Annotated in this window: 9 protein-coding genes; 7 read left to right on the top strand and 2 right to left on the bottom strand. The window is 54.7% G+C overall.

Annotation, left to right across the window (positions count from 1 at the left end):
• The first annotated feature begins 95 nt into the window (after positions 1–95).
• The 3 genes from hisS (at position 96) to OH144_RS05365 (ending at position 5,046) form a co-directional block, all read left to right on the top strand.
• Complete coding sequence (hisS, locus tag OH144_RS05375; RefSeq protein WP_266205274.1) at positions 96–1,490, top strand: histidine--tRNA ligase; 1,395 nt, start codon at positions 96–98, stop codon at positions 1,488–1,490.
• Between the two features lie 5 nt (positions 1,491–1,495).
• Positions 1,496–2,986: a histidine ammonia-lyase gene (gene hutH, locus OH144_RS05370; RefSeq protein ID WP_266205273.1), complete on the top strand. Its 1,491-nt coding sequence runs from the start codon at positions 1,496–1,498 to the stop codon at positions 2,984–2,986.
• Between the two features lie 125 nt (positions 2,987–3,111).
• Complete coding sequence (locus OH144_RS05365) at positions 3,112–5,046, top strand: gliding motility-associated C-terminal domain-containing protein (protein WP_266205272.1); 1,935 nt, start codon at positions 3,112–3,114, stop codon at positions 5,044–5,046.
• A 54-nt stretch (positions 5,047–5,100) separates the two neighbouring features.
• On the opposite strand, the gene OH144_RS05360 is transcribed toward OH144_RS05365, so the two are convergent.
• A complete protein-coding gene (locus OH144_RS05360) occupies positions 5,101–8,865 on the bottom strand; it encodes an SBBP repeat-containing protein (protein ID WP_266205271.1) in 3,765 nt (1,254 codons plus the stop codon).
• Positions 8,866–9,264: 399 nt separating this feature from the next.
• Between OH144_RS05360 and OH144_RS05355 the strand changes: the two genes are divergently transcribed.
• Together OH144_RS05355 and OH144_RS05350 are read left to right on the top strand one after the other, a co-directional pair.
• Complete coding sequence (locus OH144_RS05355) at positions 9,265–9,600, top strand: YbaB/EbfC family nucleoid-associated protein (RefSeq protein WP_266205270.1); 336 nt, start codon at positions 9,265–9,267, stop codon at positions 9,598–9,600.
• Positions 9,590–10,612, top strand: coding sequence for a glycosyltransferase family 2 protein (locus OH144_RS05350; protein WP_266205269.1), 1,023 nt, complete (start codon positions 9,590–9,592; stop codon positions 10,610–10,612). The genes OH144_RS05355 and OH144_RS05350 overlap by 11 nt, the downstream gene beginning before the upstream one ends.
• Here OH144_RS05350 and OH144_RS05345 read toward each other — a convergent pair.
• A complete protein-coding gene (locus OH144_RS05345; protein ID WP_266205268.1) occupies positions 10,607–10,825 on the bottom strand; it encodes a PspC domain-containing protein in 219 nt (72 codons plus the stop codon). The genes OH144_RS05350 and OH144_RS05345 overlap by 6 nt on opposite strands.
• A 136-nt stretch (positions 10,826–10,961) precedes the next feature.
• Here OH144_RS05345 and OH144_RS05340 point away from each other — a divergent pair, with 136 nt between their 5' ends.
• A complete protein-coding gene (locus tag OH144_RS05340) occupies positions 10,962–12,743 on the top strand; it encodes a tetratricopeptide repeat protein (RefSeq protein ID WP_266205267.1) in 1,782 nt (593 codons plus the stop codon).
• An 86-nt stretch (positions 12,744–12,829) separates the two neighbouring features.
• Entirely contained in the window at positions 12,830–13,813 is a 984-nt protein-coding gene (locus OH144_RS05335) for a pyruvate dehydrogenase complex E1 component subunit beta (RefSeq protein WP_073852952.1), read from the top strand.
• Positions 13,814–14,013: the final 200 nt, after the last annotated feature.

Raw genomic sequence — 14,013 nt, 5'->3', positions numbered from 1 at the left:
AGATTAGCTGATTTAATTCTTCTGCAACCTTAGACACAGGTTCCCTCCCACCTTTGCTCCACTTTTAGTAACTTCGCCGGCAAACCTGCATGAGCATGAGCAAAGAGAAACCATCCATACCGAAAGGAACACGAGATTTTGGCCCGGCTGTCGTGGCCAAGCGAAACTATATTTTTGGCGTCATCAAGCGCACCTTCGAAAAGTTTGGCTACCTGCCACTCGAGACGCCTGCCATGGAGCAGCTGTCGGTGCTGACGGGCAAGTATGGCGATGAGGGCGACCAGCTGATCTTCAAGATCCTTAATTCCGGGGATTTCCTGGCCAAGACAAAACAGGAGGACATAGAGCAGGGCTCTAAGCACCTGACGCGCAAGATCTCTGAGAAAGCCCTCCGTTACGACCTGACCGTGCCGTTCGCACGGTTTGTGGTGATGAACCGCAACGAAATCACCTTTCCCTTTAAACGCTACCAAATTCAGCCGGTGTGGCGGGCCGACCGTCCGCAGAAAGGGCGCTACCGCGAGTTCTACCAGTGCGATGCCGATGTGGTGGGTACAAACTCACTGCTATGCGAGGCCGAGATCGTGCAGATGATCAACGGCGTGCTGACAGACCTGGGGCTGACGGATTTCACCATCAAGATGAACCACCGCGGTGTGCTGGCCGGTATAGCCGAGGCCATTGGAGAGAAAGGACGCGAGGGCGACATTTGCGTCGCCATTGACAAGCTGGACAAGATTGGCCGCGAGGGCGTGCGCAAGGAGCTGTTGGAGCGTGGCATTGCCGAAGGAGCTGTTGGCAAACTGGAGCCACTCTACGACCTGACCGGCAACAACGAGGAGAAGCTGGAGCAACTACAAAGTATACTTGGCACTACAGCCGAAGGCGAGCGCGGCCTAAACGACCTGCGCCAAGTATGGCAATACCTGCAGGGGCTGCAGAGCAAGGCACTTTCAGCCAATAACCCATCCGGAGAACCGCGCCTGATGCTGGACGTAACCCTGGCCCGTGGCCTCTCCTACTACACCGGCTGCATTTTTGAGGTGAAGGTAAACAACGTCAGTATGGGCAGCATCAGCGGCGGCGGCCGTTATGATAACCTGACGGGCATGTTCGGCTTGCCGGGCGTATCGGGTGTGGGCTTCTCGTTTGGCGTAGACCGTATATATGATGTGCTAGAAGAGTTGCAGCTGTTCCCGGAGAGCAGCCAGCAAAGCACCACGGCCCTGATCGTACAGTTTGATAAGGAATCCGAAATGTATGCACTACCGGTGCTGCAGCAACTGCGCGATGCCGGCATCAGCGCAGAGTTGTACCCCGAGGCGGCCAAGCTGAAAAAGCAGCTGAGTTATGCAGACCAGAAGAGCATTCCGTACGTGATCCTGATCGGCTCCGAGGAGATGGAAACGGGCAAACTGAAGCTCCGCGACATGCGCCAAGGCGAGCAACATGACCTGACAGTTGAGGAAATCATCACCCATCTTACATAAAAGACATGTCCCAGGTACACCTCATCTCCAGCCAACACCTGACGCTGGAGCTAATTGGCAAGATCCTAAAAGAGAATCATACGCTGGCACTGTCGGAGGAGGCGGAGGAGCGCATTATCCGCTGCCACGAGTACCTGCAGCAGAAGATCACGGGAACAAACCGCAGCATCTACGGCATCAACACCGGCTTCGGATCGCTCTACGACAAGAAGATCTCTCCTGCCGACCTGGAGCAGCTGCAGCGAAACCTTATGATGTCGCACGCCTGCGGTACGGGCGAGGAGGTACCGCAGGAAATTGTAAAATTGATGCTGCTGCTCAAGGTACAGTCGCTGGCCTACGGGCACAGCGGCGTGCAGCTGCAGACGGTTAAGCGCCTGATCGACTTCTATAACCGTGAAGTATACCCGGTGGTATACCAGCAGGGCTCCCTGGGCGCCAGTGGTGACCTGGCTCCGCTGGCGCACCTGTGCCTGCCCCTGCTGGGCCTAGGCGAGGTATACTTCCAGGGAATGAAGCTGGAGAGCCGCCATGTGCTGGAGATGTTTAGCTGGGAGCCTATCGCCCTGAAGGCCAAAGAAGGCCTTGCCCTGCTGAACGGGACGCAGTTTATGAGCGCCTACGGGGCGTATAACCTGCTTATGGCCAAACGCCTTGTGCAGCAGGCAGACCTGGTAAGTGCCTTGTCGCTGGATGCCTATGACGGGCGCATAGAACCATTCAACCAACTCATACACCAGGTACGGCCGCACCAGGGGCAACTGCAGACGGCGGAGGTGATGCGAGACCTGTTATCCGGAAGCCAGCTCATCGTGCAGGAGAAGCAGCACGTGCAGGACCCCTACTCTTTCCGCTGCATTCCGCAGGTACACGGGGCCAGTAAAGATGCTCTCAGCTACGTGGAGCAGGTGTTTCTGACGGAAATCAACTCCGTAACCGATAACCCGAATATTTTTCCGGAGGAAGATGAAATTATCTCTGGCGGAAACTTCCATGGCCAACCTTTGGCGCTGGCGCTCGACTTTATGGCGATTGCCGTGGCCGAGCTGGGTAGCATCTCCGAGCGTAGAACCTACCAACTCATCTCCGGGCAGCGTGGCCTGCCAGCATTTCTGGTGGCGGAGCCGGGGCTTAATTCCGGTTTCATGATCAGCCAGTACACGGCCGCCTCTATCGTAAGCCAGAGCAAGCAACTTTGCACGCCGGCTTCAGTGGATACCATCCCCTCCTCGCATAACCAGGAGGATCATGTCAGTATGGGCGCCAATGCCGCCACTAAGGCATACCAGGTGGTGCACAACACGGAGCGCGTGCTGGCCATTGAGCTGATGAATGCAGCCCAGGCGCTGGACTTCCGCAGGCCGCTTCAATCCTCGGAGCCGCTGGAGCAGTTGGTGAAAGCCTACCGCGAGCAGGTGCCGTTCGTTTCCACAGACCGCGTGCTGCACCACGACATTAGGCAGAGCATCAGCTTCCTGAGGGGTTATTCGTTGTAAATCATACTTTTAAAGTATAAAAAGCCTTTGCCATGGCCGTGGCAAAGGCTTTTCTTTTAGCGGCTGCCAAACTTTTATGCTGTACTTTTATTAATTTGATCGTAAAGGCATTAGAAAAGATCAGCTTGAGATACCTGCTTTCCATATGGTTTATACTTTTAGCCACTGCTGCCTGGGCACAGCAAGGAGATAGGTGCATTACAGCGCTTGATGCAGCGGGGAAGGAGCTGCAGGTGCTTTGTGTGGGGCAGGAAGTAACCTTCAAGGATTGCTACGACAAGGCTGATGACGACAAGGAGTACTATATCTTTGATTACAAAGGAGAGTCCCCCATCCCCACGCCTTCTTCTCCAAACAAGAAGCATACCTATACAGCGCCCGGCAGGTATAAAGTCCTTCAGATCGCCAACTATGGCAGCAACACCTCAACCGACACTATATCAAAGGTATTTGAGGTAAAAGCCGCTCCCGAGCCGGTCTTTACCTCCCAGAGCTGCGCCAGCGGGGTCGTTTCCTTTACTATTTCCGATCCTGCATATGATGTCTATGCGTTCGACTTTGGCGATGGCACGATAGAGGAGACGGACGGCAGCACCACCATCACCCACATCTACTCTACGCAGGGAAATTTCACCGTCACGCTTACGGGCAGCTACCAAGGCATCGCCTGCAGCAATTCCAGCACCCAAACGGTCGCCACCCTACCCGTGCTGGACGAGGACAACCCGACCCAGATAGATAAGGTGACGGTGCTGGAGCAGGGAGAAAACGGAAGTATACAGCTGGAACTGTCGAGGCTGGAGCCGGGATACGCGTACGTGGTGGAGCAGTTCACCGGCGATTTCAGGGAGCTTTACAGAGAGATATACTTCATACAGAATATAAACAACAGCACCCTCACCCAAACCATCAGCGGCGTAAATACCTCCGAAGGCACTTGGTACCTGGTGCGTCCTGTAGATGCCTGTGGTACCGTTTTCAGGAATACCAACGTGGTCAGCGGCATCTCGCTTAATGTACAGACAAACGAGCAACAGGTAGACCTGAACTGGGAGTTCTCACCCGATTTCACCGCCTTTGAAGTATACCGCAACGGCACTTTATTGCAAACCCTATCCGGCTCCGCCACCTCCTATACCGACACCGAAGTTACCTGCAGCCAGACCTATAGCTACTATGTGGTGGGCACGGGCACAGACCCCCAGGGCGATCGCTATACTTCCGTGTCCGCCACCCTGGCTGCGGAGGTTACCTCCACCCTTATACCAGCTGCCCCCTACCTGCTCTCCAGCTTTAACCTAAACAACCAGGTAGAGCTGACGCTGCAGCTGCCGGAGGGCGAACAGCTGCGCGTGGCAAGCATTGAGCGTAGCATAAACGGTGCTGCTTACCAGCAACTGACCCAGGCACAACAGACAAGTATACTAGATGAAAGTATAACTCGACAGCCTGTTTGCTACCGCAGCACCTTCACTAACCTATGCGGCAACACCTCGCCTGTCAGCAATGTTACCTGTCCGGTTATACTTGCGGCCGAGCAGCAAACAGACGGAAGTATAGAGCTTACGTGGTCTGCCTTCAGCGGCTTCCCGGATGGTGTGGGCCAGTATACGGTGGAACTGCTGGACGAGAGCGGCAATGTGGTGACAAGTTACCCTGCCACCGGCCGTAGCTACACCGATGTAACCCTGAGCAACGACTTGCCTGTGCTGCGCTACCGCATCCGCGCCACTTCTCAAAATGGCACAAACGTTTCCTACTCTAACCTGGTAGAGGTAGAGCAGCAGGCGCTGGTATATATCCCGAGCGCCTTCACGCCCAACGGGGATGGCCTGAACGATGTGTTCGAGATCAAAGGGAAGTTCTTCAGCGGCTATACCTTGCGGGTCTACAACCGCTCCGGCAACGTAGTGTACGAGGGCTCAGAGGCAGATGCAGCCTGGGACGGCACCCAAAGCGGCCGCGAACTGCCTGCCGGCGCCTATGCCTACCTCCTGACGCTGAAGACCAGCTTCGGCACCACCAAGCAACGAACCGGCACGATAACGTTGCTGCGTTAGAAACAAGGAAGGAGCCCTTCTGAGACTCCTTCCTTGTTCAAATCAATCCTATGGTTAGCGCCGCAGTATGACTTTTATACTTTGCGCACCCGTGTCGGTGACCAACCTGACGACATAAATCCCTGCTTTCAGTCCGGCCCCCTTCAACTCATACCTTACTTCCTTTCCTGCCTCCGCCTTGCCTGCTCCTATTCGCCCCACCGGGACCCCGTTCAGGTCATATACTTCTAGCACATACTCCTGCTCATAGTCGAGTGTAAACGAGATCGTTGTTTTATCGGAAAAGGTATTCGGATAAGCAAGTAGCTTACCAGCCTCCGTTGCAGCCTTATTTGCGTGTGTTACTCGATTGTTGATGAGAACCTGCCCTCTAGAGATGGGAGGCACTACAGAAGCCATATCCAGCATCTCGCCGCCTTCTTGATAGTTATCAAAAACAATGGCGTTGCCACGGCTCAAGTCCCAGATCCTGATGCGCAGCCCATCGCCCTGATCATTTACACCCCGACCACCAGCATCTGCGGCTGAGGCGATAAACCCATAGTGTCCCTTTCCGTTCAGGGTGCCTTCCCCTTTCCATATGGCTTGGTCACCGCTGATAACCAGCCACTCCATTCTGCTGCTGCTGAACCGCTCCCGATTGTTTAGGACGAGTGACGTATGGCCCTGCGGAGTAGAGGCAGACTTTCCGCTGTAACGGAGGTTGAAGTTATAGTGAAGCTCTCCTCCTGCCTGTGCCAGCGCGTAAGGCGCCGAGGCGAAAGCAAGTGATCCTGCCCCGGTCACAAAGCCGGCCTCCGGGTCATATACCGGTAGCCATTGCTCATAATCGGCGTTTTCTGGCTTTAAACAGCTTTCGGAGAAATCGAGCCCGATACGATAGACGCCGGGCTGATGGTACGTATGCTGACCGGTGATGCGCTGCGTGCCGAAGGCGGTATAGGAAATGCTTGGCGTGCTGCCGTCTCCCCAGGTCCAGCGAATGCCGGTATCCTCGGTTAGTATAAACGGACCGAAGTCGGCGGTGGTGCGCACCTGGTGCCCCACCCGGCTGGCTGTAGGCGGCAGGTACAGCTGCACCTGCACGGGTGTGTTGCAAGGGCTCAGGTCTTCCTGGCTGTACTTAACGGTCAGGATGTCGTTGCCGGTGTAGTTGGAGAAGCTCCTGCCCGTTACGATGACACTTCCCTGCGCATCCAATGCCATGGCGGTAAACTCCTCATCGTACCCGTTGCTTGCCATCTGCCAGAGTGTAGCACCATCCTTACCGCTATACTTCAAAAGGACTCCTGTACTTCCCCGGCCCGGCCCGCCGGCACCTGCCAGACTACCAGCCACATAAACGTTCCCGGACCTGTCCAGCTCCAGTGCCTGTGCACGCCCATCCTTGTACTGCGCGCCATAAGAGGACGACCATACCAGGGTGCCATCCTCCGCATTCATCTTCACTGTTGCGTAGGTGAAGGCCTGGTTGGTATAGTCCGCGGCGCTGAAACCCGTTACATAAACCCCGCCCGCCTTATCTGCTGCCACGGCGCGGGGATAGTCTTGTCCGCCATTGCCTTCATATAGCGCTACCCAACGCTGTGTTCCGTCTGCTGCATCATACTTTACCGTCGCGTAATCCCGCGTTCCGTCACCTCCTACACTTTCTCCGGTCACATACACGTTCCCTGCTGCGTCAATCGTAATATCCCTACCAATATCTTCTCCCTGCGATGTACCATCGTAGCGGCTGGTCCATAGCTGTGCCCCGGTGGCAACATCGTACTTAATGGTGGCAAAATCGATGCTCTGGCCATGACTCAGACCGGTTACATACAGGCCACCCCGTCCGTCCAGTGCCATGTCGACTGCCTCGTCGTCGCCGTGCTGCCCGTCGTAGCGCGCCACCCACACCTGCGCTCCATCCGAGGCGTTATACTTGATGGTGGCGTAGTCTCTTGCCGTGCCCTGGCTGTAGCTAGTACCTGTCACATAAACACCGCCTGCCGCGTCCACAACGACTGACTTGGCAATGTCGAATTCATTTGCCCCACCGTCATAAGTAGCCATCCAGACTACTGCCCCATCTTCCGCCTTCAGTTTCATGGTCAGGTAATCGTACTGGCCTGCCGTTCCAGCCACATACACGCCACCGGCGTTGTCCAGGGCAATGGCATCAAACCGTTCTATTTTCTCCTCATCGTATTGCCTTACCCAGAGCCGTTCCCCAGAAGGAGCATACTTTACCACCACACCCCCTGTCAGTTTGCCAAGCGAGTGGGTAATACCCGTCACATACGTATTCCCCTCCGCATCTACAGCCACTGCCAGACCTGCATCGTCTGTACTTGACAGGCCTTCGAAACGGGTGGTCCACAACTGGGCACCCTCCGAGGCGCTGTACTGCGAGAGGATGAAATCATTATCCCGCGTCGCTGTTTTATATGCCGACCCTACCGCGTATACTTTGCCGTTGGCCCCAACCAATACAAAGCTTCTGTCACCCGGACTGCTCAGGTCACTTTGTTCGGCCCTCCACTTTTCAGCTCCATCGGCACTATGGTAGGCAAGCGTTACCAGGCTGGCAATACTGTTATGCCCGTAACTTTGCCCGGTCACGTACACCTCACCGCGCTCACCCACAGCTATGGACCGGGCAATACTTGTCCGGCCCTGGCTGTCGGCGTAATGTTTCACCCATGCCTGCTGCCCGTCCTGCGCCTGGTAGCTCACGGTAGTGAAATCCGTCAAGGTGGAGGTGCCGGCACTCCTGCCCGTCACGTATACCCCACCGGCACCGTCAACAGCCAGATCGCTCACCTCATCATCCCCCATGCTTCTACTGTACCGAGCGGCCCAAAGCTCTGTACCGGTAGCTTCAGCATACTTCACGGTGGCAAAGTCTTTTCCGTCTCCCTGGCTGGTACCCGCTACGTATACGCCCCCCATGCCGTCCAACACTATCGCTTTGGGATCATTCAGGACTCCCACTCCTTCGGCATACTGTGCCCTCCATACCTGGGTGCCATCCGCTCCATTATACTTCAACGTAACATAGGCATACCTCGACCCCCACATGTCGATGTCTACCAGGCTGGTTCCGGTTACATACACACCTCCCTTGCCGTCTACGGCAATAGCGCGGGCTTCATCATTGTGGTTACGCGCACCGTTGTAAGTTTGCACCCACGCTTGTTCTCCACTTGCCGTGCTATATTTCAATGTGATGTAATCGAAGCCGTACGCCCCGGCGCTGTTGTCAGTTACCCCCGTCACGTAAAGGCCGCCCTGTTTATCAACGGCGAGAGCAGCAGGCTCCATAAGAGACGAGGTTCCGTAATTACCCTGTCCGTGTACTGCATGCCACGTCTGGGCGCCGTCTTCTGCATTAAGCCTGAAGGTGAGGATACTGCCATTGCGGGTGGAGCTTGTGTTACGCAATACACCGGCTACGTAAACACCTCCCGCCTCATCCAGCGCAATGGCACGGGCTTCTTCGCTGAAGACGACGGCGTTGGTGTCATAGGGCATCACGAATCGGTTCGTCCAGAGCAGCTCCCCCGACGGGGCATACTTGGCTGTTACGATCTCGCTGTTGTGCTGGGTATCAGTAGTGTAGCTGGTGCCCGTCAGGTAGAGGTTTCCCGCTTCGTCCAGCACCGAGGCCTGTAAAGTCTCATTGCCGGGCCCCTGGGCATCAAAACGCTGTGACCATACTTCCGCCACCTCCTGGGCCGAAGCATCAAACCATACTACTCCGCCCAGGAAAATCTGCAGGAAGAGATAAACAGAGAAAGAACTTGGTACTGTGAAAGAGTGTAATTTTTTAATCATAACAATCTGTACTTTAAGGTAACATGTATTAATAGCATAGAGTATCTCTTTGCCAACAGGCAAAGCAGTGGGGCGCTATAAGGGTGAAGGGAGAGACTGATTGGGCTGTAGGCCAGGTATACTTGCCTCAGGTAGAAAGAATTGCACAAAATAAAAGTACAAACCTATACGTAAAACATCGGCTTATAGGTTTATATATATCTTTAGAATATCACTATTTACAACGTATAAGGAAACTATCATACTAGACGGGCACAGGAGCAATCCTTCCGGGCCAAAAACACCTGCAAGAGCCGGACTGGAAAGCATATCTGCATGTATGATTTAAGAATGATCGTATATTTGTAAGTATAAAGGCTAACGCAACGTTATCTAATACTACCCTATAAAAAATAAACTATGTTTGATATGATGGGCATGATGGGCAAGATTAAAGAAGCCCAGGCCAAAATGAAGGAAGCGCAGGAGAAACTGAAGGACGTAAGCGTAACCGCAGAGTCGGGTGCAGGCCTGGTGAAGGCTACTGTGAACGGACAGCGCCAGCTCCTGAAAATAGAGATCGATGAGTCGATCCTGAACGCGGATGACCGCGAAATGGTGAACGATCTAGTCGTTGCCGCTGTAAATAACGCCATGCTGACCGCCGGTGAGCGCGCCCAGGAGGAGTTGCGTAAATCTACTGAAGGCCTTATCCCGAACATTCCCGGACTAGACCTCGGCAGCTTTGGACTATAAACACCCGCACACGGCCGTTGTCATACTTAACTGGAACGGCCTGAAGCATTTACAACAGTTCCTGCCATCGGTGGTGGCCAATAGCGGCCATGCAGAGATCATTGTGGCTGATAACGCCTCCACCGATGGCTCCATTCCTTTTCTGCAGGAGCACTTCCCGCAGGTGCGCCTCATCCTGCTGTCCGAAAACTTCGGCTTTTGCGAGGGTTATAACAAGGCGCTGGCGCAGATAGACGCCACGTACTGCGTGCTGCTAAACTCTGACGTGGAGGTGCCTCCGGGCTGGACTGAGCCAATCATCGGACTAATGGAGCAGGACCAACGTATAGCCGTGTGCCAGCCCAAGATCCTGGCGCAGCAGCACCCGGGCTTCTTTGAGTATGCCGGAGCGGGCGGCGGCATGCTGGATGTGCTGGCCTACCCCTACTGCCGTGGCCGCCTGTTCGAGACGCTGGAAGAGGACAAGGGGCAGTATGACGATGTGCAGGAAGTGTTCTGGGCCACCGGGGCCTGTATGTTTGTTAGAACCGATATCTACAAGCAGCTGGGGGGACTGGAGCCAGCGTTTTTCGCCCACATGGAGGAAATCGACTTCTGCTGGCGTGCCAAGAATGCGGGCTTTAGAGTGATGTACAATGGCCACAGCCGCGTATACCATGTAGGGGGTGGCACTCTGCACAAGTCTAACCCGCGTAAAACGTACCTGAACTTCCGCAACGGGCTGGCGCTGCTCTTCAAGAACATCCCCTCCAGAGAGTTGGGAATGGCCCTGCTGCTGCGTGTGCTCCTCGATTGGGTGGCTGCTTTCCGTATGTTAGTGGCTGGCCAGTCCAAAGATGCGCGGGCGGTGCTGGATGCTCATGCTGACCTGGTCCGTCACCACGCCTACTGGCGCCGCCGCAGGAAGGAGCAGCAGCCCAAGGGCAATTTCCCGTACATCAGCGGCGTTTACAAGGGCAGTATCGTGTGGCAATATTTTATCCGGCAAAAGCGGACGGTGCAGGAGCTATAGGTCCCAAACCGTGCTGCGCTCGCGGCGGAGGTGCTTGCTCACATTCATCCAGAAGGCCAGCATTAGGTAAAGAATAACCGGTGAGCCCATGGTAAGGAAAGACACATAGATGAACGTGAGGCGGATGCTACTGGAGGCAAAGCCCAGCTTCTCTCCAAGCATCGCGCATACGCCAAACGCCTGTGATTCGATAAAGTACTGAAGCCGTTTCATGATCATCTGATTAAAGTTCTAAATTATACTTCGTTCCCGAAAAATCAAAATAAAGCGATGCCCGGAAGTATAACCATAAACGTGAAAACATAATTTGTGGTGTACCCTAATTTACGGCAAGCGAAAAAAACAGGACATGCAAGAGTACAAAAAAAACCGCAACCTCTTCCTTCTTCTCACCCTCAGCGTTGGCGTAGGCGCCTCCGGCTGCACCCTGCAGCGTATGGTAAAAACCGCTGAAAAACACCAGCAGGTAACAGTTGAGCCTTCGCCGCTGGCAACTAACGGCGAGCAGGTAAACTTCGAACTAAAGGCCCAAGTTCCCGAAAAGCTGATCCGGGAAAAAGAAGTGTACAAGCTGGACGTGTTCTATGAATACGGAAACCAGAAGCGGGAGAATATCGGCACCTACAACTTTGAGTTCGGCGAATTTGTGTATGAGGATAAGAAGCCGACCATCACCAGGCAACTCTCCTTCCCTTACGCACCCGAGAAATCAACCGGCCGCCTGATAGTACAGGGCCGCGCCATCGACAAGAAAGACAACGATATTGCCTATACCGACCCAAAACAGGTAGCTACCGGCCTCAACACCACTCCCCTGCTGCTGGTGCGCAACAACGACTTCACGTTTACAGCTGATCAGTATGCGGAAAAAGCCGACAGCTCTGGCAAACTCATCTTTTACTTCGAGAAGAACCAGTCGAAGCTGGACGACCTGTCGGACGAAAAGCTAAAGGTGCTCGACAAGTATGCACTGGATAACGTGCCATCCCAACATATCACGATAACAGGCATGCGCGCGCCGGGTGAGAAAAGCAACAACCTGGCCCGCAAGCGCGCTCAAACGCTGGAGCAGTACTACCGCCAGAAAACCAAAGCCCTGGACTACAGTGGTAAGAAAGTAAATATTACCACCGAGGTGCAGGAAGACCTTGTACCGGTGCTGGTGCAGAAGCTGGAGACCACTGCCCTGCCGAAGGCGCAGAAACAGGAGGTGCTGGCTATACTTCAAGGGGAGCAGAGCGAGCAGGAGAAGCTGCAGGCGCTGGAGCAAACGGAGGCCTATTCATACTTGCAAAAGTATGTGTACCCAAGCCTGCAGACCGCTCAGGTAGCCTTCAACTACAATCGCAGTCGCCGCCCCGACTATGAGCTATACCTGCTGGCCCAGCGCATCGCCAACGAGGAGGTAGACGCCGACGTGCTATCGGAAGAAGAATTACAACATGCCGCCACCCTCACGCCTATCCTGGCCGAGAAACGAAAGCTGTATGAGGCCGCTGTTAAAACCACGGATAAATGGCCGGCCTACTATAACCTGGGTGTGGTGTATAACGAAATGGCCCGTAAGGATTACCGCCCGGCAGCCAAGAAGGCCTTACTCGAGAAAGCCATCCATAACCTGACCTTCGCCGGCTACCGCAACCCCACCGCCGAAGTATACTACAGCCTGGCCAGCGCCTACCACCAGTTGGGCAAGTATGAGCAGGCCCTGGAGTACTATAACTACGCCGTCACCTTAGGCGGTGAGGAAGCAATGCTGCAGCCCATTTTCGCGGATAAGGCGGCCCTGGAGATCGAAACGGGCAGGTACGACGACGCCATCGCGAGCCTGCGCTACGCCGGCGACAGCTACCAGACCAACATGAACCTGGGCCTGAGCTACCTGCTGAAGGAGAACTACGAAGGAGCCGAGGAGTTTTACCTGAAGGCGCTGGAGCAAAAGCCGGACGATGCACTGGCCTACTATAGCCTTGCCATCATCGGAGCCCGCACCCAGAATGAGGCAATGCTGGAGCAGGGACTGCGCCGCGCCGTGAACGCCGACAATACCTACATGCAAAAAGCCATCAGCGACATGGAGTTTGAAAGCTACCGTGACAAGCCGGCCTACAAAGAAGCACTGATTCGGTAGCACAAGCGGCAAAAAGGCCGGTATGCCTTGTAAATTGATAGAGTTATCTTAATTTTACCGACTGAACCGAGATTATAACATCTGAAATGCGAAGTATACAGTTTAGAGAAGCCCTCCGCGAAGCGATGTCGGAGGAAATGCGCCGCGACGAGCGCGTGTTTCTGATGGGCGAAGAAGTAGCCGAGTACAACGGAGCCTATAAAGTAAGCCAGGGCATGCTGGACGAGTTCGGCCCGGAGCGTGTGATCGATACCCCGATCGCCGAGCTTGGCTTTGCCGGTATCGGCGTGGGTGCTGCCATGAACGGCCTGCGCCCTATCATTGAGTTCATGACCTTCAACTTCTCGTTGGTGGCCATCGACCAGGTGATCAACTCTGCTGCCAAGGTGATGTCTATGTCGGGCGGCCAGTACGGCGCCCCGATGGTATTCCGTGGCCCAACCGGTAGCGCCGGCATGCTGTCTTCCCAGCACTCGCAGAACTTCGAGAACTGGTATGCCAACACACCCGGTCTTAAAGTTATCGTGCCCTCTAATCCCTACGATGCCAAAGGCTTGCTGAAGTCCGCGATCCGCGACAACGATCCTGTCATCTTTATGGAATCTGAGCAGATGTACGGCGACAAGGGCGAGGTTCCGGAGGAAGAGTACCTGATTCCGATCGGTGTGGCTGACATTAAGCGCGAAGGCTCTGATGTGACCATCGTTTCTTTCGGTAAGATGATGAAAGTAGCCCTGGCTGCCGCCGAGGAACTAGCCAAAGACGGCATCAACGCCGAGGTGATCGACCTGCGCACCGTGCGCCCGATCGACTACAAAACGCTGGTGGAGTCTGTGAAGAAGACAAACCGCATGGTAGTAGTAGAAGAGGCGTGGCCATTGGCTTCTATCTCAGCAGAACTTGCTTACCACATCCAGAGCAACGCTTTTGACTACATGGATGCACCGGTAAAGCGCGTAACCTGCCGCGATGTGCCGCTTCCTTACGCCCCAACCCTGATCGAGGCATCGCTGCCAAACGTAGCCCGCACCATCGAGGCAGTTAAATCAGTGATGTATAAGAAAGCATAAGTATAAATTGCTTTAGAACATACCCGCAGCGGCGGAGCCATCTGGCTCCGCCGCTGTTGTTTATAGGCCTTTGCCATCACAGATTCAACCACCAAGGCCCTTGAGAGCTACGCTCGCTAGCTTTGAGATCGCGTTCTCGGTAGTCTAAGACGGGGAGCCTGTCATTGCTGCTGCTAAAGTATTAGTTTCATAGCCACTTG

It is taken from the genome of Pontibacter kalidii (genome assembly GCF_026278245.1).
GTDB classification, from domain to species: Bacteria; Bacteroidota; Bacteroidia; order Cytophagales; family Hymenobacteraceae; genus Pontibacter; species Pontibacter kalidii.
The sequence above is the reverse complement of the archived record's forward strand: the minus strand, read 5'-3'. Positions and strand labels throughout refer to the sequence as shown.